We start from the raw sequence: 26,507 nt of genomic DNA on the forward strand, positions 1-26,507 counted from the left end.
ATCTTGGCCAGAAAGTACAGCACAAATTGTTAACAGAATGATATCAGTTAACTTGTGCTCGACTTTGCCTTGTTGTCGGTAATCAGGAATGACATCGAAATGCATAAATGGGTGCTGGTTACTCATCGTTGGACCTCCAAGTTGTCTATGGAGGTATTAGAAAACACTGAAAATGATCTACAAATCGATCATCGGACAATTGATTGTTATGTGATAACGCTAACTAGTGAAGTTCAAAAGTTGAGAACTCAATACACCACAAACCCTTTAAACATAGGCATGTTGATGATTTTTCCCTGCTTGGGGATCGCTGTAATTTCATTACTCTTACTATCAACCTTCTGTTGACCAATGCTCATTCCATTCGCTGTCGCAAAAGCGTTCACCATGTGAATCGTTCCTTTGCCCTTCGAGCGATCATAAGAGCCACGTAATGTTTTACCGTCGATGGCAATGACTTCACCATCCGTCAGTGTATGACAGTCCTTCATCCAAGCAATGAAGCTTCTTTGCAACGCTGCAGGATTAATCATACCCATCACTCGAGATAGTGTATCCGCCGAAGGAATGCCAGCTTCAAAATGACCATATCGTTTGAGGAAATCTAAGCGAGCATTACCAAAATCAATAATGCCATCCCAGCCATCGTGACCCGACAAAACACCACAAATTGTCAGCAAAATAATGTCTGATAATTTGTGTTCTACTTTGCTTTCTTGTCGATAGTCTTTAATGATTTGGAAGTGCATAAATGGGTTGGTTAACTCGCTCATATTTAGGCTCCTATATTGTCTAGGAGCTATTACAAAACAACAGGAATGATCTACAAGACGATCTTAAGTTTCATTAGTTTACATTTGAAAACTGAGAGTAATGAGGCATTGGTAACTAATTTTAAGCATCACCGCAGCCCTTATATATCAACGACCTTCATGCGGTTTCCCTGCTTCTCTCTGAGCTTTAAAACTTCCATAAGGGTATTGCCTATTGCTTGTAATTAACAATTACCAAGTATTACTATTTCTTCTTTGATGTTGTATTTCCAATTAATTTAATAACATTGCCACATATTACATTAATTTTTTCAATTGCTGTGATATTTACCATTATATCTTTTAACCTAGGCCTAGAGTTTTCACCCGTTTCTGTTAGGTCGGTAACCCCTACATAATTAACTCCTTTAGCACTTGAAACCATCCAAAAAGCAGGATTGCCATAGCTTTGGGGTAATAGTTCAAACAGAAAGCTCCCTCTTTGCATAAACACACTACTTGCCAATGCGGCACCATGTACACCAATTACGATACGAGCTTCATTAAATAATTCCCTTTGCTTGTCAAAAGAAATCCTCGAACAATCAATAACTTTCACTCTAAAACCATTGTTTGTTAACTTCTCCACAATAGAGTCTTGGTTGATTAATCTACGATTTGAATTTCTTTCTATGAAAAGAATATCAAAACTTTCAGAAAAGCAATTCTTCAAATTTTCAGTAATTTTCGCTATTCCACTACTATTCGTCTTGTTAGATGGGTGCATTACGGCTCTGCCAAAATCATCAGGGAGAACTATTTTACGAAATTTATATAACTGTCTCGGTTCTAATTGAATTCGTTTTTCCATAGCAACCGAAAAATGAGATAACATATCATTTTGCCAATCACTAGTCACCTGATGGCACAGATAATTAACTTCATCCGATTCACTTTCCATGAGCACTTTACCTCTAATTCTAGGTATTGAATCGAGTAACCAATGTGCATAATTGGCCTCATTAAAGCGATCTGAAAGTGCACAGACTGGCTTTACTATATGCTCAAAACGCTTTGGGAAATCATCTTCTAATAAAACTAACCGGTAAAAAGGGGTTGACAATTCTTCAATAACATTATTTTCTTCATCAAAAACAATCGGTCCAAATTCATAAAAGTTATATATTGATACATCTTCCAGTAAATAAAACCTGCTTTCTACTGTATTATGTATAATTCGGCTACCATGTTCTTTATAATGTTTTTTCCCAAAAAAAGGTGAAGGTGAGCCAATCCAAGTAGCAGAAAGTCTGCTTTCAGTTTCGCCGGGAAATTTTTTCACTCTAGCTTTTAATAACTCATCACTGGATGTAATACCTAATAGAGGGTTACCTTGTAAGTGAGCTAAAACCTGAAACGTCCAGGACTCAATTTTATTTAACTCCCATGGGCATATAATACCAGTTAGGGATTCTATTTTCTGTATTATACTACTACTGTCATTTCTGCCCAAGATCATTATCTAAACACTCTTTCATTATTTCAGCTATGTCATATTTTTTATAATCTGCACACTCGAATTTTCTCTGATTTGTAAGGAACAAATCAATATTTGTTAGATCCAGTGCAGAAAAACTTTTAGGATGTAAATCCCACCACTTAGATTTTAAGAGTTGTTGAATTTTAGTTTCGTCAAATCTAAACTTAATAATCTTCGCAGGGTTTCCTCCAACAACTGCATAAGGAGGGACATCTTTAACAACAAGTGAGTTTGCTGCTACGATTGAACCAGTTCCAATAGTTACTCCTCGCTTTATTGTTGAATTCTCTCCGATCCAGACATCATGACCTATAATCGTATTTTTAGCTTTAGGTATTGTACGGTTCTGTATTATTTCAACATCGAAATCTTTTTTTACAATATTAAATACATTTTCCCCATATGTAATCGTTGATGTCGTAATACGATCTAACGGATGACCATCACTCATGATTCTCGTACCAGTCGCAATGGAACAGAAGCGTCCAATTATACAGCCTTCTAGCATACATCCTTGAACTACATATGAAAAAGCACCAATCTCAACTTTTTCATTCCAAGATAAAGCAACTTCGGGAATCCTTGAATACTCTTCAGCAATAACTTTATTCTTTACATTTATCGTCTTGCCTAGTGCTCCATCAAAGTGAAAAAAAGGCCTAAAATACACTCTGATACGCTCAAGCACTGTTAGCATTTCATTAGTAATTTTTATATGCATAATGATATTCTGTTATTCGTTGCTGTAGAAAAATTATATTCATTATTTAAATATTTAGCCTCATCTATTGACAATTCATCTCTTACATTGAAAGTGAAATTATTAAGTGACAACTTAGGGTATTTTGCTTCTATTGCACTGAAGCCTTCAGGGGTGAATTTAATCTATAAGCTAGGACAGTAGTACCTGAGCGAGCAAAACCGAATGCAGTAAAAATCATGATTAAAACCCTATATAGTTTTATAATCGAAAAAAGCAAAATCTCGTGAATAATGAGAATTAATTTTTGCAATAGATTCAACACTCAAATTATACTCACCTTCAGTCTTATTTAATTGTGCTGTAGGTTTTTCCTCAATTTCACAACCTTCAATTTTCGATTTTATCTTTGCCAAATCAATATCCAAGGTTTCCAATTTGCCAATAAAATCAACAATAACCTTATTTCTATCTTTCACATCAGTTAACCAAAACGTCTGTGGTTTAAAAATAAAATCAGGGCCATCCGACTCCTCCCACATATTAGAAAGAATATACTCATTAATATCTTTAAACTTACTTAACTCTTCTTTATATTTGGCAGGTGTTCCTTCCCATTTATTTAAAAACTTAAAGGTGGAAATAACTCGTTCATAAGGATTGCGTACTATGCTAAAGGTAAACATTTCATTCCACTTATCTTCGCCAATAACGGTGCGCATACCTGAAGCAGGAGAGTGCTTTCCTAATCCGAACCGTTTCTTATAAGCAGGCTGTATAATCTCACCAAAGTGCGTTCCACCAATTTCTAAATCCAGATAGGTAGTATATTTTGATAAGGCATTGGTTACAGATGTGCCTGCAGCTTTTGGTACATGTACAAAAACGAAGTTTTTTGAATTATTTATAATTGCCATAATTTTTATTGTGGAAGGCTCCCTTCCACACCTTAATTTATTTACTTGAATAAACCCCAACACTAGCAAAAATATCTTTAAATACTTTATGCCCGTGTTCAAATGAATACTTTGCTTCCACCAATACTTGACTGTTTTCAGCGAACTTAGTCCACAGAGCTTTGTCATCATAAAGTTTAATGATGGCATCAACCCACTCTTGTGGTTCTTGCGCAATTAACGTGCTAATTCCGTGAGTTAAGCCTGTTCCCTCTGCGGCAACATCAGTTAACACAGTAGGTAGGTTGTAAGCCATAGACTCTAATACTTTACCTTTAATGCCCGCACCCGATAACAGTGGCGCAACAAAGACACGATGGTCGTGATAAACGCCGTCTAATGTTTCAGCAAAGCCTACCATTTGTACATTGTCTGTTTCCATCTCTTTAATGCGTTTCGGCATATTGCTCCCATAAACATATAGCTTGATGTCTGGGCGTTTTTTCTCTAATAGTGGCATTATGTCGTTGACAAGGTACTCTACAGCTTCCACATTTGGGGTATGGTTAAAACCACCAAGGAAAGCAATACCTTCACGCTCATCAAAATTTGGTCCAGCTGATTTGTTTTCCAAAACCCACGGGGTTATGTGTAGCTTTTCCGCTTCGAGTATATGGCTGGTTATCACAGCATGTTCTGTGGAGTTGTAGCATAGTACCGCATCGACGTCTCGGCATACGTCCAATTCCTCTTTGCGGGTTAGAAGTGCTTCTTCAAGCTTAGCTTGATTGCCACCATCACGAAGTGCGCTTCGCATCTCACGTAAGAAGTGAAGATCAGCGTTGTTAAAGATAATTTTTGCGTTCGAATTTTGGCGAATGTAATCGATGTAGTCTTTAGCTATGTGGTAGCGAGTGATATATACCGCATCAAACTCATCCAAACGAGTTTCTAGCACATGGTTTACGCTGAAGTAAAAAGGTGCATGAAGTACCTCGATGCCTATTCTTTGTAGGTCGGTCGTGTATTTACCAAAGTGGGCTAGGTTCGCTGGAACAAAAGTGACTTTAAATCCGAGTGATTGGATGAGCTTCATCTCTTGAATAGCAGCATAACTGCCAGCGTCCTTATTTGGCATTGGTGAGGCGTAATCTATCACCAATACACGCTGGTCAACGTTTCTATCTTTTTCAAATCTCAGATTCTCGAAACTAGGTTTACCGTTGTTGCGATACTGTTTGAACCACTTTTGACGGAATGTACCTTCATTGATAACTTGGTAGCGTTTAAGTCCTTTGGTAACGTCTGTACCATGACTCTGTCCCTCAAAATGCACGACTTCTGAATGAGGCACATATACAGTTTTGAAGCCTGCATCTCTTACTTTAAATGCCAGATCAGTATCTTCGTAGTAGCACGGAACTAGCTCTTCACTAAATCTACCCACGCTTTCCCAAACATCTCTACGAATGCACATTGCCGCACCGGTGAGGTAATCCACCTCACGGGCATAGTTGTACTCTGGAGAAAGAGGATTTAGATCACGTCCTACATTCCATGGTTGTCCATTTTCCCATACAATGCCGCCAGCCTCTTGCATGCTACCATCTAGGTTCAATAGCTTAGAACCGGTCATACCGATGGTCTGGTCACCGCGCATTTTATTGACCAGCTCATCTAGCCAGTAAGATGTAACTTCAGTGTCGTTGTTTAAAAATACGATGTACTTTCCTTGAGCCTTTTCAGTTGCGCGATTGCAGCTTCGTAAGAAGCGTAAGTTTTCTGGATTACGCGATACTACAAGGTTTCCTACAATATCTTCTGCGGTACTTGTGTCGTCCGTTGAACAGTCGTCGGCTAGAATGACTTCATAGCTGGTTTTATTATAAGCTAAGGCAATAGATGCAATGCAATGGTAACTGAGTTCAAATTTGTTATAAGCTGGAACAATAATTGAAACCTCGGGCTTCTTCCACTTAGGTAGATTGAAGCGAGGGAAAGCGGTTCTCCCCTCATAGCCTTCGACAATCACTTTATGCGCTATCATTAGGTCTTGTACGTCGAACGCACTTTTCCCATTGGCGATAGCCTCAAGTTGAAAATGCAGAGATTCATAGCGTTTGTCCGCTTGCTTTGGCATAGACATAAAGCCGGGCTTATTGAAGCTGTCCTTTATGTACTGCCAAGGTGTTTGGATGGGATGCTCTGCCAATGTACGCGCGGCAAGCGTATCTTGTATACCAGAAATAGCTATTTTATATAAATGCCTTTTACCATCAATAAATTGTATAGGGAGAGTGTAGCGTAGCTCTACTTTGTTTTTGTTGGTATCAATTTCTTGCGTAGCGATTAGCTTATTTTCATTGAATAACTGAATGGCCTTTTTATGAAGAGGCTGGTCAGACGATACTTGGACAATTAGATGTCCATGTTCAATACCTTGGATATCGGCTTGATAGTTTTGATGTGGCTTTTGCTTCACATGAGAAATACTGTCAATAGTAAGACCTGTGTCAGCGTCTACCAGGGTGTATTCTAATGTTCTTCCATCATTGACCGGTAAGGTTGCAATGTTTACTTCAAATCCATAGTTTCCAGTTCCAATTCCAGCATCCAAAAGATCTTTTCGGAAAATATTGGCCGCTCCAGAACCCAAGACTTTGCCTTCAACAACGACATGGATGTTAATAGACTTCTCTTCAGATCTGTTGCGGATCCAACCATAGGCTACATCAGCATCGACAATATCGATAGCACCTTGGTATTGTGGAGGTATGTGTGTGCTTTCGATTTGCTCGAGGATTTCAGAAGTCATCTTTTCCATCTTATTAACATTTCCTTTTGACTCTACATTTAGTCTGATGAGTGGTTCTGTATTGGACTGTCGGAGACTGAAACGCCAATCAGGAAAACAAATGTTTATACCGTCCGTATAGTCTATCTTACAGTCTGGATGTGTGCCGTAAAGTTGCTTGATTTTGTGAATCACAGCATCTGGGTTGGCTACTTTTTTGTTTATTTCACCAGAGCTTGGGAAGCTGTTGATTCCCTTTTTAACTAGAGCGGAGAGATTGCTGTTCTGTGTGCATAATAGCTCAGCGACCAATAGCCAAGGAATCATACCGCTGTCACAATAGAAAAAGTCACGGAAATAATGGTGGGCGCTCATTTCACCACCATAGATTGCGTCTTCTTTGCGCATGCGCTCTTTAATAAATGCATGCCCTGTTTTAGACATGATTGGCGTTCCGCCACATTTATTAATAATATCTTCTGTGTTCCAGTAAACGCGCGGGTCGTAGATGATTCTCTCATGACTGCTTTTTTGCAGGAATGCCTCTGCAAGTAACCCTACTATGTAGTAGCCCTCGATAAAGTTGCCATTTTCATCAAAAAGGAAACAGCGGTCAAAGTCTCCATCCCAGGCGATACCGAGGTCAGCTTTGTGCTCAATAACCGCAGTAGCGGTTGCGGTGCGGTTCTCTGGTAGTAGGGGATTAGGAATGCCATTGGGAAATGTATGATCTGGCTTGTGGTGAACTTTTACAAACTCAATTGGTACTAACCGTTTTTTGAATTGCTCTTCAATTGCATCAATCACATGGCCAGCAGCGCCATTACCAGCATTGACGACTATTTTCATCGGCTTTAGGAGGCTGGCGTCGATATACGTTAAAAGGTGCTTTACATACGCTTCGAGGTTGGACTGCCTAGAGTATTCTCCTTTATGGCTTGTCTCCATGAAGTTATTTTCTTCGGCCAAACGTTTAATTTCGTCTAATCCAGTATCCCCACTAATGGGCTTGGAGTCTTCACGTACTAGCTTCATTCCATTGTAATTAATTGGATTGTGAGAAGCTGTGATTACTATTCCGCCATCGGTGTTTAGGTTTGAAGTGGCAAAGTAGACTTCTTCGGTTCCCACCATTCCTATATCAATGACATCACACCCAGCATCTTGAATGCCGTTGGCAAGTGCGAGTTTTAGAGGCTCACTGGTTTCGCGAGCATCTCCTCCAACGACGACTTTTTTAGCGTTTAGATACTGTGCGAAGGCTCGTCCGACGCGATAAGCGATATCTTCGTTAAGCTCTGTTCCTAGTTCTCCACGAATGTCATAAGCCTTGAAGCACGTTAGTTCTTGTGTCATTAAAGGTAATCCTTTTCAAATCCATATAAATCTTCTAGTCGTACAATATCTGATTGATCAATGTAGCTACCTGTTTGAACCTCAATCATTACTAGCGCGATCTGGCCTGGATTTTCTAGGGAGTGTTCGGCTCCAATTGGGATATAGGTAGATTGATTCTCGGTCACGACTAGAGTCTTGTTCTCACAACGTACATTCGCTGTTCCCTGTACGACAACCCAGTGCTCTGCTCGGTGAAAGTGCTTTTGTAGCGATAGTCGTTGACCGGGATAAATGGTGACTTTTTTGGTTTTATACCTTTCGCCTTTCATCAGTAGGTCTATTTTGCCCCAAGGACGATAAATCGTGCGGTGTTGCGTTGCTTCACGACGCCCATCTTTGCTGAGTTTATCTACGATTTTTTTTACATCTTGCGCTTTATCTTTATGCGCCACTAGTACAGCGTCGCTAGTATCTACAATAATTAGGTTATCTACACCGATAGCAGCAACCATTTTATCTCTAGCATCAATAATACTGTTGCTAACGTCTATGGTATGAGTATCTCCGCGAAGGCTGTTGCCATTACTGTCTCGAGCTTGGCATTCCCAAATTGAGTCCCAGGCTCCAACGTCGCTCCATTGGGCGTCGAGAGGTACCATTGCAGCATGTTCGGTTTTCTCCATAATGGCGTAGTCTACCGATTCAGCAGGGCAGTGAAGAAATGCGTCATTTTTTAAACGAATGAAGTCGACCTCTTCTGTGGTGTCAACCAGCGCTTTCTGGCAGGCAAGAAGGATATCTGGTCTGTGTTTTTCTAGTTCTTGGATAAACGTACTGGCTTTGAACATAAACATTCCACTATTCCAATAGTAGTGACCAGATTCTACGTATTGTTGAGCTATTTCTTTGCTTGGTTTCTCAACAAACTTAGCAACGCGATAACATTGAGTACCAGCAATATCCTCACTGGCTTTAATATATCCATACCCAGTTTCAGCACGGTCGGGTTGTATGCCAAATGTAACTAAGTGTCCGTTATTTGCACAACTGGCGGCGGCTTCAATCGCTTTATGGAATTTTGCCGTATTTTTGATGACGTGGTCAGCTGCTAGCACAAGTAGAATAGGATCTTGTTTTTGTTCTAATACCTTGAGCGCTGCAAGTGTAATCGCTGGAGCGGTATTTCTTCCTTCAGGTTCAAGGATAATATTGGCGCCTTCACACGAGATTTCTCTGAGTTGCTCAGCCACAATGAAGCGGTGACCTTCATTACAAATTACACTAGGGGTATCAATATCTAGCCCTTGTAGGCGAGTGATTGTTTCTTGCAGCATAGTTTGCTCTCCTATAAGTGAGAGAAACTGCTTCGGATGTTTTTTACGGGAAAGCGGCCAAAGTCTAGAGCCATTGCCGCCTGACATAATAACTGGTTTGATCATAACACTACCCTGTTTAATAGCCCCTGTTCATTGTTTTAATTGGCTATTGGACTTTTTGGTGGTTAGTTTGAAGTGAATTAGCACTAATTCGGAGTCATCTACTTACAAAGAGCGACTTTCTCTAAAATACTTTCTTTTCTAGTAGCTCAAGTAGGTAAGCTCCGTATCCGGACTTAACTAAAGGCTGTGCTATATCACGAAGTTGTTCCCCAGTGATATAGCCTTGTCGATAAGCAATTTCTTCTGGGCAGCAGACTTTTAAACCTTGTCGTTTTTCTATTGCACGAATAAATACCGCAGCATCAAGCAGGTCATCAAGTGTCCCAGTGTCCAGCCAAGCTGTGCCACGCCCCATTAGTTCTACTTTTAAGCTTTGTTGGTTCAGGTATTGTTCAATAACGTCTGTAATTTCTAGTTCACCCCGAGGTGAAGGTTGGACATTTTTAGCACACTCAACCACTTCACTATCAAAAAAATAAAGCCCCGGAACAGCGTAGTTAGACTTGGGTTGGTGTGGTTTTTCTTCAATTGAGATAGCCGTGCCATTTTCATCAAATTCAACCACACCGTATGAGGTGGGATTGGCAACATGGTAACCAAATACCGTTGCCCCGCTAGCCCGCTTACTAGCATTGATAAGGGATTTGGCCAAGTCATGACCGTAGAACAGGTTATCGCCGAGCACCAGAGCTGCTGGTGCGCCAGCTAAAAACGACTCTGCAAGAATAAACGCTTGAGCTAAACCGTCTGGTGATGGTTGTTCTTTGTATTCAAAGCGAATGCCCCAGTCACTGCCATCGCCTAAAAGTTGCTGAAAACGTGGCAATTCATCGGGAGTTGAAATAATGAGAATTTCTTTAATTCCCGCCAGCATCAAGGTTGAAATTGGGTAATAAATCATCGGTTTGTCGTAGACCGACATTAATTGCTTACTCACCCCCTTGGTCAGTGGATATAAGCGAGTGCCAGAACCACCAGCAAGGACAATGCCTTTGCGGGGTAGGTTGGAGTTTTGCATTTTTAAGCCTTTACGTGTTGTTATCTGTATGAAAAAATTTAGCTGTTAGCTGTTAGCTGTTAGCTGTTAGCTGTTAGCTGTTAGCTGTTAGCTGTTAGCTGTTAGCTGTTAGCTGTTAGCTGTTAGCTGTTAGCTGTTAGCTGTTAGCTCGTCGATCATCGATGAGAGCTGTTTGCGCCAGTGAATGGTATCCACTCCGCTATAGGCTTCGGTCGTTGATTTGTCTATCACACTAAAGCTTGGACGTTTGGCGGGCAGCGGATAGGCGCTTGCTGGGATTGGGCGCACCGGTATAGCCTTTTCTAGGATGCCTTTTTCTATCGCCAGCTCCTGGATTGCCGTCGCAAAATCGTACCAAGACGCCACGCCTGCGTCGGTCCAATGTAACATTAAGCTGTCAGCTGAAGGCTCAGAGCTGTCAGCTTTACTTGTAAGTGTCCAGATTAGTTTCGCTAAACCTTTAGCCCAAGTTGGCGTTCCCACTTGATCGTAGATCACACCAAGTTCTGGCTTTTCAGCCATTAGGCGGAGCATGGTTTTTACAAAATTGTTACCGTGGGAAGAGTAGACCCAGGCTGTACGGATGATCGTTGCATCGCTTCCTAAAATGTCGTTGATTTTCATATCGCCCATGAGTTTGGATGCGCCGTAAATGTTGATAGGGCTTGGGAGGGCATCGACTTCATAAGGTGTGGTTTGTTTGCCGTCAAACACAAAATCAGTAGAGACATGAATCAGTTTTGCGCTGATTTCTTTGCAGGCTAAAGCTAGGTTTTTACTGCCTTTTTCATTAACAGCATAAGCCATGGTACTGTCGGTTTCTGCTTGATCAACCGCGGTGTATGCGGCGGCATTGATGACAATATCGGGAGACTCTTGTACCAGCACCTCGTAAACTCTTGCTGCATTCGTGATATCAAGTTGGCTTGCGTCGAACGCGCTCCATTCAATGTGGTTGGGTGCGGTTTGTTCTAGTTCGTGAGCTAGTTGACCACCACGGCCAGTAATAAGTACTTTCATTCGATTCCTTGGCAAAGCCGATTTGATTGAGTTAAAACTAAGGTGTTATTTTTAACCTGATATAGTTAAACAGAGCAAGATGCTAAAGCGAGTCTACTTTGCCCCTTGATACTGCAATTCGAAACATTAGCGGCTAAAAACACACTGTCACCACACTTTAGGGTTAGCACCTTTCCTTTTGAGTCGATAATGGTCACGCTTCCTTCTATAACAAAGAGGATATCGCTACTTTTTGAGTGGTACTGATAGGTGGCCTGATGTTCATTATTCGAATGTTCTAGTTCAATAATAGAAAGAGAAAAGTCATCGCAAGGCACCTGGTAAAGAGCCTCCCCCGTCGCTAGTTGAGTCGGTGTTATTTTTAACTCACTGCAGGAAAGGGGCTCAAAAATTGTTGTGTGGATGAGCTCTTTCACATCGACATATTTAGGTGTAAGCCCTCCACGGAGTACGTTGTCCGAGTTTGCCATGAGTTCCAATGCAGTGCCTTTTAAATAAGCATGGAGTGTCCCTGCTTTAAGGAACATCGCTTCACCTGGCTGTAAAACGACATAGTTTAGAATTAGCGCCCCAAAGATGCCTATGTCATAAGGGTATTGTTGGTGCAGATTCAGAGCCAATGTATAGGCAGTATGCTGGTCGAGAGACATTTCATTGCTTTGTACTTTTTGGGCACAAGCATCCAACACTTCCTCAAGTGTGGCGCCTGGAGACGGCAATGTTAGCAGGTGGGAATAGAATTGCTTTAGCCCACTTTCTGTTTGATTGTTTTTAAGAACGTCAACCCATAGATGTAGACTCGCAACATTCAGCCCTTCGAAAATCTCTATGATGTTTGGGATAAGTTTAAAGCCATTGAGTGCATGGTATTCCGTGAGGGCGTACACGAGCTCTGGTTTGTGGTTATCGTCTTTGTAGCTTCTTTTAGGGTCACCTAAAGGAATTCCCAGGTCATTTTCTCGTTGCCATCCCTGCTCTGCTTGAGCTTTAGATGGGTGACTTTGTATCGACAGTGGCGTTTTCGCAGAAAGTACTTTGAACAGGTAAGGCAGACGACTATTAAAGCGCTCTGTTATCGATTTTCCTAGCGCGGTATTGGGTTGTGCGGATATCCAGTCATTGAGTTGTACGCGTTCATTATTAACTACAATAGCAGAGGAAGCACTAGGGTGAGCGCCCATCCAAAGCTCGGCCATTGGTTGGTTACTTGGGTTTGGGTAGCCAAACAGTTCACTCATTGACTGGGCACAGCCCCAGTGAGAGTGGATTATTTGATTTTCTAATAAATGCATCATGGTTCTAGAGCAGTGTTTTTCTGCCTCTCCTTGTGATTTCTATGCTGTTGGCGATGCTACTATCTTTCTGTGGTTGAATGCGAATTGTAGTTGACTGCGAAATGGATCGAATCAGTTACGGGTATTGTCCAGATTTATTTAAAACTCCGTGATAAAGCCCTTTTATCATGGCTTGCATGTGTTTCATTCTGTTTTGAGTAAAAACCGAATATACCGCAAATCGTATCGGCGCTTTTATGAGCTCAAGTCCTTTCCAAACCCACGGGACATACGGTCGTCTCAACATGTGTAGCATGTTACGAAAATAGTAGTAGTGACGAAGCGGGGAGTGGTTTACCACTTTTAATCCACATATTGACACTGGGGTAATACCTAAGCAATGCGTGAGCTTGGCCGCTGGAACCACAAGTATTTGGTGCCCTAACGCATTTGCTCTTAGACCCCAGTCAATGTCAACAAAGTCAATAAATAACGATTCATCATGTGGGCCTACATGATCATAGTGAGCGAGATTGACACAACTACCTGAAGTAATAGTGTAACTTGCCCAATGTAGGGCCGCATTAGCTGGACGCTTCGTGAGTTTGTGCCCCTCAATTTGAATGATAGAGCCGCTGCGTTGAAGGTTGGTGTCAAAGTAAACGGGAGCAATGGCAGCAACAGGACGTAAATGTTTTTTGGTGCAGCCCGTGAATAGAACGTTTTCAAAAATACTATCTTTGTTGTCGATGTTGTCGATAGATAGAATGGTTTGGCGCATAGACAGGAAAAACTCTGTATCTGGTCTCGAGTCCTGGTCAAACAAAAAACACCATGTTGCGCCGTGCTGTTTGGCGTAGTCAATCCCATCGTTTAGCGCTTTGGCAATACCAAGGTTTTCTCCATAGCAAATACTATGCTTGAATCGACGGGCTGTTGGCGTTTGATTGTTGTTGCCTGTTTCCGTGGTGTTGTCAACCACCACCACGCCGCCACCTTGCTTTTGGTATTGAGCCTGAAGCCACAAAGCATGGTTAATGGCGCTGTCATCAGGTTGATAAAATACAATAACGGCCCAGTCGGTCTGCAGCAATGTGTTTGTGGTTGTCACGATGGCTTTTGTTTGTTCACTGGTTGAGGTTGAAGTGAGTTAGCTTGGTGTAATTGTAACCCTTTGACTGATAGTAATTTTTTACACGTCAGCGAATAAATCAACACGCTATTTAAATGTAAAAAGAACGCCCGCGATAAAAACTGTTGGCTGCTACGTTGACGGTGGTGGGTCGCTTTAATGTGATCCAAAAACGTAACCGAGATCCCTTGCTGCTGCGCTCTTTGGCAAATGTCGATGTCTTCGCAGTAGAGGAAAAAGCGTTCATTTAACCCGTCAAGCTGCTCATAGATGAGTGATTTAAATAGCAGGAATGCACCACTGGCCCAATAGTGCTTCGGCAGTTGCTCTGGTTTATGTTTGTCAACGACACTACTGCGGTCATTTAATAGGTAGTTTTTACTAAATGTAAGCAGTGAAGGGTAGCATCGTAAGTTGTCATCAAAGTGTTGATGTTTGTGATCCAAAAACAAGTTTGGCGCAGCAATAAGCGGTTTGCGCTGTTTTAAACTGTCAATAAGTTGCAATATTGATGGCATGTTGATGTGAATATCGCAGTTAAGCAAGACAAAGTAGTCGTCACTTTTCATGCCCAGCTTTTTGGCTTCCAAGAAGTTTAAGTTGTTGTTTGTCGCAAACCCTATCACTTTACTGTTTTGATAATAGTGTATGTTTGAACGTTCACAGTGCTGTTTTAGCTGTGTACTGCGTTTGTTATCGCGGCAAAGTACGGTGACATCATCGCACTTTGCCAGTCGTTTTAATGACTCAAGTTTTCGAATCAGTGTGTCGTGTCCATGCGATACCGCAGAAATGTACAAATGCATAATAATCCCTGTATGCGTTTCGAGGTATCAGGATGTTGGTAAGGAAGTGCTTATCTAATAAAAGTGCTTATCTAATAAAAAAGCGTAGGTGCTTAGTTAAAATGTCGGTGCTTGCGCAAAGAGTAGGCCGTTTTCATCTTTACCGGATAAGTTAGGTCTTTTACCATCAACCAAAGGCCACTCTATGCTAAGGCTTGGGTCGTCCCACTTAACAGAAATTTCAGCATTAGGGTTGTAAAAATCTGTACATTTGTACACAAACTCAGCCTCTTCGGAGGTCACATAAAACCCATGAGCAAACCCCTCGGGTACCCAAAGCTGTTTTTTGTTGTGTTCTGAAAGGTAAACCCCTACCCATTGACCAAATGTTGGAGACTCCTTGCGCATATCGACGGCAACATCGAAAACCTCGCCCTTTACGACTCGTACCAGCTTTCCCTGGGTGTTTTCAGTTTGGTAGTGTAAACCACGTAAAATCCCTTGGCTGGATTTGCTGTGATTCTCTTGTACAAAATCACGCTCTGCGCATTGTTCGTTAAAGGTGGTGGTGCGGAAGGTTTCCATAAAGAAACCACGCTCGTCTCCAAACACTTGTGGTTCAATAATCTTTACATCCGGAATAGAGGTTTCGATGATTTTCATTTTATGCCTTATTTTAATTCGTAGATAGTGAGGACAATAATGCGCCCAATAGCAAAGACCATGCTGGCTAAAATAGCAAACAAAGTAATGTTATAGAGTACCTCTGGGTACTGGTTGTCTTCTGGTTGGGTCGCGGCCTCTACGGTAACTAAGTACTTTAACTGGCGGTAAGCCTCAATGCGAGATTTCTCTAGCGACACTTGCGATGACGTGTATGCTTGGAGCGCTAACTCCATTTTGACTCTTAAGTCAGTAAATGTGGCCAGAATCTGACTGACTGAAAAGCTTTCGCCTTCAGAGGTAGCGAGTTTAGTACGCTCAGAGACAAGTTGTTGCTCGAGAGCCGCAATCTCATTTTGCAACATTTTTACCTGTGGGGCTTGTGCGCTCATAATCTGAGTTAAGCCCGTTAACTCGGCATTTTTGGTGGCGATTTGCCCCTCTAGCCCATAGGCTATTTGTTGAATTGCGGCGCCTTCTGCTGTTGGGTCGATTAAATTGTATTTTTGTTGAAAGCCAAGTAAGGCGGTTTGAGCATCGCGAAGTTTTTGCGCCACTATCTCGTGCTCACCTTGAATAAAGGTTAGCTGCTCCTGAGCCAGCTGGTGACCTATCGAGTTTATATACCATTCGGCACGGCCAACGATGGTTTGTGTGAGCTGCTGCGCGTACTCTGAGCTAAACGCCTGCCCATAAATAGTAATCACGCCAGAGGTGGTATTAACTTCGACTTTCACTCGTTTTTTATAGTATTCGATGGCGGTTTCTCTGCTGTCACTGTCGTGCAATCGGCTAAAATAATCGATACCGCTATCGCTAAAGTGTTGTCGCATATTCAACTGACGATTGAGGTACTCAATCATGTCGTTGGAGTAAATATAGGCTTTCACCAGTTCAGAGTCTGTCCCTTGAGAGCTGCTTACCCCTAGGCCACTGAGTAACGCCATTGAGGCATCCATGGTCGCCATTCCGTCCGGCTGCTGCACCGTTACTTGTGCTTGGCTCTCGAAGCGCTCAGAGGCCCATAAGGTTTGATACAAAGAAAATAGCAGCGTTGGAATAACCACTAAAGCCACAAATGGTCGTCGTGAGATCCATTCGATGAGAGGCTTGGCAAAGTCGTACCATTGTGGTGCTTTTGAATCTGCTTCCGTTGCAGTTGAAGGCGCTTTCGTAGCGCCATTTGAAGCAGTTGTCTCTGATGCTTGGTTATTTTCAATGGGCTTGGAGGGCGTCCTTAACGTTGCACTCTTCACTGCCGATGTTTGTACGGTTGCCGCTGTCACCGAGTCGTTCGGCGTGCTTTGTTGTTTCACTTTTAAATTTTTGACTCGTAGGCGTATTCGGTTAGCAAGTTGCGGATCATCGGCGTCAAGTTGTTTGGCTTCATTGAGCAAGAAGTCAATGTCGTTAAATTCTGAGGGCTTAACGCTGACTCTAAACTCATTAAATCGTTTTTCAATCATAGTAATTTTTACTGGCTGTTTAGTCGCGCGTTAGCGGCTAATGGCTTGTTTCCAGCTTACGTGATAACAAGCTAAAGAAAAGAACACGAGGACAATGGTCACAATGTCTAAGTAAAAGTAGCTTACGCCTTCAGAGCCGTAAGCCGGGTAAGCGGCGTAGCGCATCAGTTCGACAGCATGGAGCAGTGGGTTCCAATCTAAGTAATGCCAATATTCTCTGGGGATATCTTGAAGGCTAAAAAAGATACCGGAAATAAAGAAAATGGGTCTCATCGCGAGACTGCGCAGTTTATCTAGCTCTGGAACGTAGCAAGACGCTAGGGCTGAAATCAGTCCTAGACTGGTGGCGATTAACCAGACGCGAACCACAATAAACATAACCTCAATAGGGTCATCTATTTGGGTTTCCATTTTCAAAAACAGACATAGTACGGCGATGGTTAATATAACAAACACCTTGACCAAGAATTCAAAGCCTGCGATGGCGATGACGGAGCTAATGGGTTGTACCTGCCTAAAGGCATAGAGAGGCTTATTCTTTTTGATGGATGTAGAAACGGTTTCAATCATGCCCAGCAGAAACTGGACTAATATCATGCCATAGACCATGAAGAAAAATGTTGGGATACCATGCGTATTCCCACCATCCATTTTTCCGCGAATAAACGACAACAGAAAGATAAAGCTCACCGGCGAGATAACGCTCCAAGCAATCCCAAGTTTATCGTTAAATTTGCTTTTTATCTCGCGCAGAAAGATAGCAAAGATGACGTCTTTCCAAATAATGAGTGTCGAACGTTTTTTTACTGTGGCCATCAGGTACAACCGGTATGCGGGTTAACGTCGCAGCGCTACGTTGGCTGAAACGGCAATTTGGTAGACGATCTGTGTGATGTCTTTAACCGCTTGCATGGTTTTGGTATCGACTTTCGGCAGGACCAATATTTGGTCACCTTTGCGGATAATTTTGTCGTTACCAAACTCGACCAGACCATTGGCACGAACGATAGCAATACGCTGATCTTCTGCTCGCTCCGTAAATCCACCCGCCCAAGCTACATAATCATCGATGGTGGCGTTTTTGTTAAATACCACAGCTTGCGGCATCAGCACCTCACCACCAATAGCGATAAGATCGGTCTTATATGGAATGACGATTTGGTCGCCTTGCTCTAGCATGATATTGGCGATGTTGCCATCTTCAGACACGATGACTTTGCCCAAAGGCTGTACTTTGCGTGCTTTTTCAGAAAATTGCAGCACCATTTCGGCTTCTTTAGCGCGAATTGCCGCTTCTCCATCGGACGAGGCTGGCGCGGTGAATACACTGCGCTCTAATCGATCTAACGAGTCGTTTAGTGTTTGCTTTTGACGTTCAGCGACACTTTTTCTTAGGATGTAAATCGAGCCATAATCAGCCAATTGCGGATTAATCGGGATGTAGTGCAGTACGTCATGCAGTTTCGCGGTTTTCTTTACGGCAAAGTAGGACGGGCCAAGGTAGCTCCCCATGACTTGTATGTCCATCACTTGTGCATGCAGGTCATCATTATAGAAAACCTTATCGCCGTCTTGTACTTCAAAGGTTAGAAAGTCTTTGTAAGTTAGGTAGCGTGAAAACGGACCACTAGCACGGTTACCGACAATACCAACGTGCGAAATTTTTGCGAGAGGACGTGCGTAATCGGACAGTTGCGACCCTAGTGCGCTGTCACCGTCTAGCTCAAACCGGAATGGGTTGCGTGCCCCACCAGCAACAACGACAGCCGACTTTTGCGGTTTCACAAGAATGACATCACCGTCTTTAAAGCTCATTTTAGGCAGTTCACCGGTACGAATAAACTCATAGAGATCGACCGTGGCGATGACTTTTTTATTACGTAGAACTTTTATTTCTCGATAGCTGCCTCGCTCAGAGTCGATGCCGCCTGCGCGTTTTAGGTAGTAAAGCAAAGAGTCTGAAGCCATGCCTGCATATTGACCCGGGCGAATAACAGGGCCGCTGAGATAGACACTTACCGGTGTTGAGGTCAGCAAGTTTACATAGACATTAACGTTTTTGGTGTAAATTCGCTTAATTTTAGAGCTCACCAATGCGTTTACTTCACTGGCACGGACATCTTGTACTTTTATTGGGCCAATATTGGGAATGAAAATATTGCCTTGGTTGTCAACTGTGGTGACATCGGAGTAGTTCACCGCTCCCCATAGCCAGATGTTGATCTTATCACCTGCGGCAATTAGGTAATTGTCGCTCAGGCCATCGGTACGCTCGGTCTCGTAACCGCCTGCGAATAAATTGGCACCATAAGGCGGTGGCAGTGCTTCACCAGAAGAAGGGAGCAATTCTCGAACGTTAACTTCCCCTGGTAGCAATGTACCTTGACGCCCAGTGGTATTGTAACTGCCCATTTCAAGCGCTTGGTTTGGGGTCATTCCAGCTTGCAGCTGAGAGGAAATGGAGACCTGTGAGGCATTTGTTGGGATTGAGGCGCTCTGGGTAGCTGCGCCGGTTGGCACAGCGGTAGAGCTGGAGGATGTGCCCATAAGCTCTGGTGGTATCGTTACTGCGAATGCGGATGAGCAGGCAATAACGGTCAGAGCAAGGCTACTAAGCCGATAAGTAAGCTGAAATACTGACATTACTGAATCTTTATTATGGTTGAGGTTTCAACGATATTGTCGGTTAAGTACCAGATTTTGATTGGCGTCGTTGAAGCCGAACTGATATCGGAACTTTCTAGTTTCGCACAGGCGATGCGCGTGCGGTTTTCATTAATATCGGTCGTCATTTGTAGCGCTCGGCACTCCTGACCAAGTCCCGAAGTATAAGGTTTACCTACTGCTACCATCATGCCGCTGGCATTGATTTGTGTTGTAATTGGGTTGTTCAATGCGACCCAATACTTTTCTGGGATACGTTCGCTATAGGTGATCGTCGATTGCCCAACAAGGGGAACCTGAGCTTCAACTTGACGTGGTGGTTGTGCGCATCCAGACAATACCATTGCGCAGACTGAGACGAGTGTGAGTTTGGTAGTAATTTTCAAAACAGAGGTCTTAGTGTTTGGACCGGGTTTGGGTACGCTACCGCCCTACGGTTTGTTGCGTTATCCATAACACGCGTCGAGTGAAAAGTTGAGATGCTTTGGTGTAATTTAAGAACAGATTGAGCCGTTCTATGCGGTCGATATCATACCGTGAGAGTGAGTGTGAAGCAATGTCACGATTTTTGATTTAGGTCTCGGTTTGACGATAGATTGACGATAGTTCCTATCGCTAGGCAGTGTTGTCGTTATCATCTATTGGTTAGTTTGATATTGAACTGTGTAATTATATTACGTTATTGTTGCAATCAATTAGGTACAACGCTTATTCATTTCATAGGACTCTAAAACACATGACACACTACGATATTTTCAATGGCGACGCGGATGGCATTATTGCGTTATTACAACTTAGGCTCGCTCAACCTAAGGAATCTGTATTGATCACAGGGGTGAAACGCGACATTAAATTGGTCGAGAAGGTGGTAGTGAATAAAGGCGATCATCTCACTGTTTTAGATGTCTCAATGGAGAAAAACCATAACAGTGTGGCAAAGGCGCTATCTTGTGGGGCAACGGTATTCTACGTTGATCATCACAGAGCGTGCGAGATTCCTCAATTTGATGGGCTGGAAGCGCACATTGATTTAGATGCCAATACATGTACATCACTGATTGTTGATCGTTTACTAAAAGGTCAATATCACGCTTGGGCGATTGCTGCGGCCTATGGTGACAACCTAATTGCAAAAGCGGATGAGTTAGCCATTGAGGCCGGTTACTCCAGTGCCCAAAGAGCCTTTCTTAAAGAGCTGGGCACTCTAGTCAATTACAACGGTTATGGTGCCAACATTGCCGATTTGCATTTTGATCCAGCCGCCTTATTTAAAGCGCTATACCAATACTCATCGCCATTTGAGGTGCTAGAAGACCCGGAGTCGCCTTATTTTGTGCTAAAGGCCGCGTATGAGGCTGACTTGGCGTTGGCAATGTCTATTGAGCCTACTTATTCCTCCAAACAATTAACGGTTATCGAACTTCCTGATACCGCAGCATCACGACGAATCAGTGGGGTTTTTGGTAACTTGCTGGCGAACCAAGCAAGTCACAAGGCACATGCAGTATTAACCCGAAATCAAGACAGCAGTTATACGGTTTCTCTTCGAGCTCCGCTTGACAATAAACAGGGCGCAGGAGATATTTGTGCCCAATTTGAGTCAGGTGGTGGACGAGCGGCAGCCGCTGGGGTAAATGCATTGCCTGAAGCTGAGCTAGACAGCTTTATTCAAAAAGTAGAGTCGTTCTACCTGAATGCTTAATAACAAGCATCGCACCTTATAATGTTGAGGTGCACTAAAAAGACGGTATATTTCGACTGATTAAATAGTCGGTTGGGCTTAAAAAGGGAAAGAAAAATGAAAATTTTAGTCACTGGGGGCGCTGGCTTTATTGGTAGCGCTGTCGTACGTCACATTTTGGACAACACAACCGATAGTGTAGTGAATGTCGATGCATTAACGTACGCCGGAAACACAGAATCGCTACCGAATGCGCTGGATAATCCGCGTTACTGCTTCGAGCATGTTGATATTTGTGATTTTGCAGCCTTGCAGCGTGTGTTTGAGCAGTATCAGCCAGATTTGGTTATGCACCTTGCGGCGGAGTCGCATGTGGATCGCTCAATTGATGGCCCTTCTGCGTTTATTCAAACCAACCTAGTTGGTACGTTTAATATGCTGGAAGTTGCTAGGCAATACTGGAACGCGTTAGAGAGTGACAAAAAAGCGGCGTTCCGTTTCCACCACATCTCTACCGATGAAGTGTATGGTGATCTCGAGGGGACAGACGATCTGTTCACTGAAGAAACGTCTTATGAGCCAAGCAGTCCATACTCAGCCAGCAAGGCAGGTTCAGACCATTTGGTTCGAGCATGGGGTCGTACGTACAGTTTTCCTGTATTGGTGACTAACTGCTCTAACAACTATGGTCCTTATCATTTCCCTGAAAAGTTAATCCCACTGATGATTTTGAATGCATTGGAAGGCAAGCCTTTACCAGTGTATGGTGATGGTATGCAGATCCGAGATTGGCTGTTTGTGGAAGATCATGCTCGCGCGCTTTATAAAGTCGTTACCGAGGGTAAGCTTGGCGAAACCTATAATATTGGTGGGCACAACGAGAAAGCGAACATCGATGTTGTGAAAACTATTTGCCAATTATTAGAAGAGCTTGTGCCAAACAAGCCAGAAGGCGTGGATGAATACCAAAACTTAATCACTTACGTAACGGATCGTCCAGGACATGACGTGCGCTACGCCATCGATGCTTCTAAGATAGAGCGTGAGTTAGGCTGGAAACCAGAAGAGACGTTTGAGTCTGGTATCCGCAAAACGGTTGAGTGGTATCTGAATAATAAAGAGTGGTGGACTCGCGTTCTTGATGGTTCATACACGAGAGAGCGTTTAGGTAATAACTAATCAGCCCAATTTTCTCAATGCCAGCAAGGCGGTGCTCAATATAGTGCCGCCTTTTTACTTTGATGTTATAGCGTGCAACGCAAAGTACAGAATTGCTCTATTGGTCGCAAATAGCCAATTGCATCAAGTTTTCCCCTATGCTGTTTTTTATGCTCGATTGCCCCAATGAGCAAAAGGAAGCTGCATGCTGTTTATCACTAATCGAATCCCCATTCAATCTGCACGTTCTAAAAAGAATCGCAAGATTTCATTCAATTCTCAAAATACTGATATCTCTAAATGGCTCTATTTCTGTGAGCGGCGCGGAGAGGGGGAGTATGTCGAGATATTATCTTCAACCATGTTCACAAAATTGAAGGCGCTACCTGCGAAAACACAGTTGCTGTTTTATCTGCATGGTTTTAATAACAACATGAAGCGTGATCAAAAAGAAAGCAGCCAACTTCAGAGAGAAACGCGCTGCTACCTAAATCGAATTAGGCATCGCTATCAAGACGTTTACACATCGTACTCAATTTATTGAATGGTAGGAGGTCATACGAATGGAGCTTACGAGAGGGGTGTATGTCCTTCACCATGGGGGAAAACATACTGTCACAGGATCGTGTCATGAGCTGAATATTGAAGGTAACTCAATCCTTATCGATTGTGGGTTGTTTCAAGGTGGGGATGCGAAATCCAAATCGTTGGATATTGATTTTAGTTTGGCGGCTGTGCGAGCGTTAGTACTTACTCACGCTCATATTGATCATATAGGGCGTCTGCCTTGGCTATTTGCCGCAGGCTTTCGAGAGCCTATCTATTGCACTCACGCGACGGCACATTTAGTGCCATTGATGTTGGAAGACGGACTAGCACTTCAATTAGGACTAACTAAATCCCAGCGTGCACATATTGTTCAGCTCATTAGCCGCAAGCTTAAACCTGTAGGCTACAACGAGTGGGTGCCTGTGAAAAACGCTAAGCAGCACTACTTTACCCACATTCGTTTTCAGCCCGCTGGGCACATATTGGGAAGTGCTTATGTGGAAGTGAAGTTGCCCAATAAAGAGATTGTGGTGTTTTCTGGTGATCTTGGCCCAAGCAACACGCCTTTGTTGCCCGACCCAAAGCCACCTAAGCGAGCAGACTATCTGTTTTTGGAATCGACTTATGGCGATAAGCGTCATGAAAGTGTTGAATCCCGTTCTAAGCGATTACTAGAGATTATTCAGCGTAGCCTTAGTGATGGCGGCGCCATTATCATTCCTGCATTTAGTGTTGGGCGAACCCAAGAGCTACTTTTTGATATAGAAACGCTGCTGTCGCAACACCAGCTTAGTGAGCGCTTACCTATTATTGTTGATTCACCGCTTGCGGTTAAGGTGACTAATGCCTATCGACGCTACCGCAAGCTTTGGAGTAGGGAAGCAAAGGCTAAAGTATTGCGTGGGCAGCGGCCGCTCAGCTTTGATCAATGCATTGTGGTGGAGTCTCACCGAGAGCATGCAAGGCTGGTGAATCGGCTGGCGGCCACGGGTGAGCCAGCGATTGTGATTGCTGCTTCTGGTATGTGTCAGGGTGGGCGTATTGTGAACTACCTTAAAGCACTGTTGCCGGATGACAGGACAGATGTGGTGTTTTGTGGGTATCAGGCAGGTGGTACGTTGGGGTGTGATATTCAGGCGGGTCGCTCTTCTGTTGTGATTGATGGTGATTCGGTTGACGTTAAGGCGAGTGTGCATTCAATGTCTGGGTATTCGGCGCATGCAGATAAGAACGATCTATTAGCGTTTGCGCTGAGATGTTCAGCGCACCTTAAGCAAGTGCATTTGATGCATGGTGAGTCAAAGTCAAAACAACATTTAGCTTATGATCTTTACCAGATCAAAGGTGCTAAAATAGAGCTATAGGGAGAAACATGCAACTTAATTGGTTGGATTTCTGCCTGTGAAAGAGTCGCGTCTCATTGGTAACTCGGGTACAATCCGGCTTGTTTTTACGTTATGTAGTATCCTGTTGCCACAGAGTTGTGCACAAATCTAGGTGGTAAGTTTGCTTTTTGAGGGTGTTACTTAAGGGCGGTAGCATTTGCTTTCGGAGGATATTATTAAAGCGCAAGTTATGAGTACTGTTGGTGTGCAGTTATTGGGGAAACTACTAATTGCAGGTGGAGGGGTCCTACTTGCTAGATTGCTCGGGCCAGAGGATTATGGTTCTTATAGCTATATACTGTCAATAATAACGATTGCAACATTACCAGTTGTAGCTGGTATGCCCAACTTGATTATTAGAGAGCTCTCAATCTATCAACAAAACAAAATGTGGGGACTGGTAGTCGGATTGATATCTTGGTGTCGATGTTACGCTATGCTGATGTCGGCTTTTGCTGCACTATTTGTTTTTTTTGCATATGTTCTAGGATTTATTGTAGATGTAAATCTCAATGTTCTATTAATTGCTCTAGTGTTAGTTCCTTTTAGGGCTTTTTTATCTCAGCAATGTGCGTTCCTTAATGCATTTCAAAGGCCAGCCTTAGCCAAAGTGCCAGAGCAAATAATAAATCCGACGCTAAGTATGATCTTTATTTTATTGTTTGCATATTATTCTAGTGTAACATTAGAAACAGCTTTTATATCTGTGGTGCTATCTACAATTTTGTCTCAATTTATTGGAGTGATTTTATCTAGAAATAATCTCGAAATTGTAAGAGGCAACCTAAATCCAGAATGGAAAATGAGAATCTGGGTCAAGTCTCTAGTCCCATTTGCGTTAATCGCATTTGTTTATACCCTAAACTCGGAAGTCGCAACAGTTTTTCTTGGTAGCTTTAGTTCACATCAAGAGGTTGGATACTTTAAGGTGGCAATTCAAGCGGTAGCTATTATCGCTATCGGTTTGTCTTCAGTAAATTCCGTTATCATGCCAAAAATTGCCAGATCTTATAACATAGGAGATGTTTCTCAGGCTCAGGCTACTATTAGAATCGGAGTTAGATATAGTGTTCTATTATCAATATTTATTGTTTTTACGTATATTTTTTACGGACGCCACTTGATTGAGTTTTTATTTGGGGTGGAGTATTCAGGAGTGTATGAAATATTAATGATTCTTACTTTTTATCAAGTGATAGATGTGCTTCTAGGACCTGTCGGCCTAGTGCTTAATATGACTGGAAATGAGGGGAAGGCACTTTCTAGACTCTTGGTGGTATTTGCTGTTAATGTTGCTCTTTTGTTCTTGCTTGTTCCATTATATGGTGCGGCAGGAGCTGCGTATGCAATGTTATTTAGTTTGGTCTTATTAAAAGTGTTGATGTGTTTTGCTGTTTATCAGTCGACAGGGTTAAAAACTTATATACATTGAGGGTTTATAATGAATAGTGAGATTTTTTTTAAACCAATCGAAAATGACGTTTTGAAGTATGATCATGGCTTGACGCATTTAGATGATGGTATTACAGCATTTATTCGATTAAAGGATGAAGCTCAAACAATAGAAGCATCTCTAAGATCAATTGAAGGTTTGTTTGATTATTACGTTATTCTTATTCAGCCATCGAATGATAAGACGGCTGAAATCGTTAAAGAAGTTATGAAGGATAGTAAAGCGACTATAGTACATTACCCTTATGAATCTTGGCCAAATGGCCCTGGATATTCAGAACAGGATGAAACTAGTGTTTATAGTAGAACGTTCTTTTACAACTTTGGTACTCAATTCATTCCAACAAAGCATGCATTTAAGTGGGATGGTGATATGATTGCGAGTACGGATTTAAGGAAGTACCTTTCTAAATGGCGTAAAAATAAGCGCGGTTATGTTGCAATGAAAGGAGTTGAGTGTGCAGATGGTTTGTGTGCCACAGTGAATTCGAGAATATATACGGGTAATGAAGTTCGAATATTTAAATCTAAGAAGAGTGCGTTTAGTAATGGCCCTAAATGTGAAATACTAAACATATATAAGAAAGGCCTATTGTATGCAATTTTTCGAAGGTTGTTTATTTATAAGATGCAGCAGCCAATGTACTATCATTTTAAGTATGCAAAACTAGAAAGTAGTCAGACAAAGGCTTGGCCTGAAAATTGGCGAGAAGTTAAACATTTTGTAAACCTTATGAGCTTTGATGTTGAAAGCAATAAAACAACCTTAAGGCCACTTAGTGAAAATATATTAAAATAGGT

General features: G+C 42.5%; 21 protein-coding genes and 2 pseudogenes. 6 read left to right on the plus strand and 17 right to left on the minus strand.

All coding sequences use genetic code 11. The annotated features are described in order from the left end of the window. The 17 genes and pseudogenes from L4C42_RS22125 to L4C42_RS22205 form a co-directional block, all read right to left on the minus strand. Positions 1–126 (minus strand): transposase family protein (locus L4C42_RS22125; RefSeq protein ID WP_429758916.1); only part of this gene is annotated, 126 nt, incomplete at its 3' end. 152 nt (positions 127–278) lie between these two features. Continuing rightward, positions 279–773: pseudogene (locus L4C42_RS22130) on the minus strand (ISAs1 family transposase); the annotation flags it as partial. A 244-nt stretch (positions 774–1,017) separates the two neighbouring features. Further along, positions 1,018–2,271: a glycosyltransferase family 61 protein gene (locus L4C42_RS22135; protein ID WP_429761756.1), complete on the minus strand. Its 1,254-nt coding sequence runs from the start codon at positions 2,269–2,271 to the stop codon at positions 1,018–1,020. A 130-nt stretch (positions 2,272–2,401) separates the two neighbouring features. Beyond that, positions 2,402–2,617: pseudogene (locus tag L4C42_RS22140) on the minus strand (CatB-related O-acetyltransferase); the annotation flags it as partial. 626 nt (positions 2,618–3,243) lie between these two features. Then, a complete protein-coding gene (locus L4C42_RS22145) occupies positions 3,244–3,909 on the minus strand; it encodes a sulfotransferase family 2 domain-containing protein (RefSeq protein WP_429761757.1) in 666 nt (221 codons plus the stop codon). Between the two features lie 37 nt (positions 3,910–3,946). Then, a complete protein-coding gene (locus tag L4C42_RS22150; RefSeq protein ID WP_429761758.1) occupies positions 3,947–8,038 on the minus strand; it encodes a glycosyltransferase in 4,092 nt (1,363 codons plus the stop codon). Further along, positions 8,038–9,459 (minus strand): mannose-1-phosphate guanylyltransferase/mannose-6-phosphate isomerase, encoded by a 1,422-nt coding sequence (locus L4C42_RS22155; RefSeq protein ID WP_429761759.1) that lies wholly within the window; start codon positions 9,457–9,459, stop codon positions 8,038–8,040. Before L4C42_RS22155 ends, L4C42_RS22150 begins: the two co-directional genes overlap by 1 nt. Positions 9,460–9,580: 121 nt before the next feature. Next, positions 9,581–10,477 carry a glucose-1-phosphate thymidylyltransferase RfbA gene (rfbA, locus tag L4C42_RS22160; RefSeq protein WP_429761760.1) on the minus strand — a complete coding sequence of 299 codons (897 nt, stop codon included), beginning with the start codon at positions 10,475–10,477 and terminating at the stop codon, positions 9,581–9,583. 129 nt (positions 10,478–10,606) lie between these two features. After that, on the minus strand, positions 10,607–11,497 hold the full coding sequence (gene rfbD, locus L4C42_RS22165) for a dTDP-4-dehydrorhamnose reductase (protein ID WP_429761762.1): 891 nt from the start codon (positions 11,495–11,497) through the stop codon (positions 10,607–10,609). A gap of 65 nt (positions 11,498–11,562) precedes the next feature. After that, positions 11,563–12,792, minus strand: a complete 1,230-nt coding sequence (manA, locus tag L4C42_RS22170; RefSeq protein WP_429761763.1) for a mannose-6-phosphate isomerase, class I — start codon at positions 12,790–12,792, stop codon at positions 11,563–11,565. A gap of 115 nt (positions 12,793–12,907) precedes the next feature. After that, positions 12,908–13,882, minus strand: coding sequence for a glycosyltransferase family 2 protein (locus L4C42_RS22175; RefSeq protein WP_429761764.1), 975 nt, complete (start codon positions 13,880–13,882; stop codon positions 12,908–12,910). Then, positions 13,879–14,709, minus strand: coding sequence for a glycosyltransferase family protein (locus L4C42_RS22180; RefSeq protein ID WP_429761765.1), 831 nt, complete (start codon positions 14,707–14,709; stop codon positions 13,879–13,881). The genes L4C42_RS22175 and L4C42_RS22180 overlap by 4 nt, the downstream gene beginning before the upstream one ends. 96 nt (positions 14,710–14,805) lie before the next feature. Then, positions 14,806–15,351, minus strand: a complete 546-nt coding sequence (rfbC, locus tag L4C42_RS22185; RefSeq protein ID WP_429761766.1) for a dTDP-4-dehydrorhamnose 3,5-epimerase — start codon at positions 15,349–15,351, stop codon at positions 14,806–14,808. 8 nt (positions 15,352–15,359) lie between these two features. After that, entirely contained in the window at positions 15,360–16,817 is a 1,458-nt protein-coding gene (locus tag L4C42_RS22190) for a KpsE/RkpR family capsule polysaccharide export protein (RefSeq protein WP_429761767.1), read from the minus strand. Positions 16,818–16,847: 30 nt separating this feature from the next. Next, positions 16,848–17,633, minus strand: coding sequence for an ABC transporter permease (locus tag L4C42_RS22195; RefSeq protein WP_429761768.1), 786 nt, complete (start codon positions 17,631–17,633; stop codon positions 16,848–16,850). A gap of 21 nt (positions 17,634–17,654) precedes the next feature. Continuing rightward, complete coding sequence (locus L4C42_RS22200) at positions 17,655–19,460, minus strand: polysaccharide biosynthesis/export family protein (RefSeq protein WP_429761769.1); 1,806 nt, start codon at positions 19,458–19,460, stop codon at positions 17,655–17,657. Then, positions 19,460–19,867 (minus strand): RT0821/Lpp0805 family surface protein, encoded by a 408-nt coding sequence (locus L4C42_RS22205; RefSeq protein ID WP_429761770.1) that lies wholly within the window; start codon positions 19,865–19,867, stop codon positions 19,460–19,462. The genes L4C42_RS22200 and L4C42_RS22205 overlap by 1 nt, the downstream gene beginning before the upstream one ends. A gap of 350 nt (positions 19,868–20,217) precedes the next feature. Here L4C42_RS22205 and L4C42_RS22210 point away from each other — a divergent pair, with 350 nt between their 5' ends. From L4C42_RS22210 to L4C42_RS22235, 6 genes are all read left to right on the plus strand, one after another. Next, the gene (locus L4C42_RS22210) at positions 20,218–21,183 is read left to right on the plus strand and encodes a DHH family phosphoesterase (RefSeq protein WP_429761771.1); all 966 of its coding nucleotides are present in this window, start codon (positions 20,218–20,220) and stop codon (positions 21,181–21,183) included. Positions 21,184–21,279: 96 nt separating this feature from the next. Then, on the plus strand, positions 21,280–22,341 hold the full coding sequence (gene rfbB / locus L4C42_RS22215; protein ID WP_429761772.1) for a dTDP-glucose 4,6-dehydratase: 1,062 nt from the start codon (positions 21,280–21,282) through the stop codon (positions 22,339–22,341). Between the two features lie 184 nt (positions 22,342–22,525). Beyond that, positions 22,526–22,864 carry a hypothetical protein gene (locus tag L4C42_RS22220; RefSeq protein WP_429761773.1) on the plus strand — a complete coding sequence of 113 codons (339 nt, stop codon included), beginning with the start codon at positions 22,526–22,528 and terminating at the stop codon, positions 22,862–22,864. 19 nt (positions 22,865–22,883) lie between these two features. Beyond that, the gene (locus tag L4C42_RS22225; protein WP_429761774.1) at positions 22,884–24,233 is read left to right on the plus strand and encodes an MBL fold metallo-hydrolase; all 1,350 of its coding nucleotides are present in this window, start codon (positions 22,884–22,886) and stop codon (positions 24,231–24,233) included. A gap of 211 nt (positions 24,234–24,444) precedes the next feature. Then, entirely contained in the window at positions 24,445–25,686 is a 1,242-nt protein-coding gene (locus L4C42_RS22230; protein ID WP_429761775.1) for an oligosaccharide flippase family protein, read from the plus strand. A 9-nt stretch (positions 25,687–25,695) separates the two neighbouring features. Next, on the plus strand, positions 25,696–26,505 hold the full coding sequence (locus L4C42_RS22235; RefSeq protein WP_429761776.1) for a glycosyltransferase family protein: 810 nt from the start codon (positions 25,696–25,698) through the stop codon (positions 26,503–26,505). Positions 26,506–26,507: the final 2 nt, after the last annotated feature.

The sequence above is a fragment of the Vibrio wakamikoensis genome, assembly GCF_050337275.1.
Lineage (GTDB): Bacteria > Pseudomonadota > Gammaproteobacteria > Enterobacterales > Vibrionaceae > Vibrio > Vibrio chaetopteri.

Excerpts from the sequence above, each read along its gene's own strand:
- L4C42_RS22190 (WP_429761767.1), bottom strand. The coding sequence starts at position 16,817 with ATGATTGAAAAACGATTTAATGAGTTTAGAGTCAGCGTTAAGCCCTCA.
- rfbA (WP_429761760.1), bottom strand. The coding sequence starts at position 10,477 with ATGCAAAACTCCAACCTACCCCGCAAAGGCATTGTCCTTGCTGGTGGT.
- L4C42_RS22225 (WP_429761774.1), top strand. The coding sequence starts at position 22,884 with ATGGAGCTTACGAGAGGGGTGTATGTCCTTCACCATGGGGGAAAACAT.
- L4C42_RS22220 (WP_429761773.1), top strand. The coding sequence starts at position 22,526 with ATGCTGTTTATCACTAATCGAATCCCCATTCAATCTGCACGTTCTAAA.
- rfbD (WP_429761762.1), bottom strand. The coding sequence starts at position 11,497 with ATGAAAGTACTTATTACTGGCCGTGGTGGTCAACTAGCTCACGAACTA.
- L4C42_RS22155 (WP_429761759.1), bottom strand. The coding sequence starts at position 9,459 with ATGATCAAACCAGTTATTATGTCAGGCGGCAATGGCTCTAGACTTTGG.
- rfbB (WP_429761772.1), top strand. The coding sequence starts at position 21,280 with ATGAAAATTTTAGTCACTGGGGGCGCTGGCTTTATTGGTAGCGCTGTC.
- L4C42_RS22180 (WP_429761765.1), bottom strand. The coding sequence starts at position 14,709 with ATGCATTTGTACATTTCTGCGGTATCGCATGGACACGACACACTGATT.
- L4C42_RS22210 (WP_429761771.1), top strand. The coding sequence starts at position 20,218 with ATGACACACTACGATATTTTCAATGGCGACGCGGATGGCATTATTGCG.
- L4C42_RS22135 (WP_429761756.1), bottom strand. The coding sequence starts at position 2,271 with ATGATCTTGGGCAGAAATGACAGTAGTAGTATAATACAGAAAATAGAA.
- L4C42_RS22230 (WP_429761775.1), top strand. The coding sequence starts at position 24,445 with ATGAGTACTGTTGGTGTGCAGTTATTGGGGAAACTACTAATTGCAGGT.
- L4C42_RS22235 (WP_429761776.1), top strand. The coding sequence starts at position 25,696 with ATGAATAGTGAGATTTTTTTTAAACCAATCGAAAATGACGTTTTGAAG.
- L4C42_RS22145 (WP_429761757.1), bottom strand. The coding sequence starts at position 3,909 with ATGGCAATTATAAATAATTCAAAAAACTTCGTTTTTGTACATGTACCA.
- L4C42_RS22195 (WP_429761768.1), bottom strand. The coding sequence starts at position 17,633 with ATGGCCACAGTAAAAAAACGTTCGACACTCATTATTTGGAAAGACGTC.
- L4C42_RS22150 (WP_429761758.1), bottom strand. The coding sequence starts at position 8,038 with ATGACACAAGAACTAACGTGCTTCAAGGCTTATGACATTCGTGGAGAA.
- L4C42_RS22200 (WP_429761769.1), bottom strand. The coding sequence starts at position 19,460 with ATGTCAGTATTTCAGCTTACTTATCGGCTTAGTAGCCTTGCTCTGACC.
- manA (WP_429761763.1), bottom strand. The coding sequence starts at position 12,792 with ATGATGCATTTATTAGAAAATCAAATAATCCACTCTCACTGGGGCTGT.
- rfbC (WP_429761766.1), bottom strand. The coding sequence starts at position 15,351 with ATGAAAATCATCGAAACCTCTATTCCGGATGTAAAGATTATTGAACCA.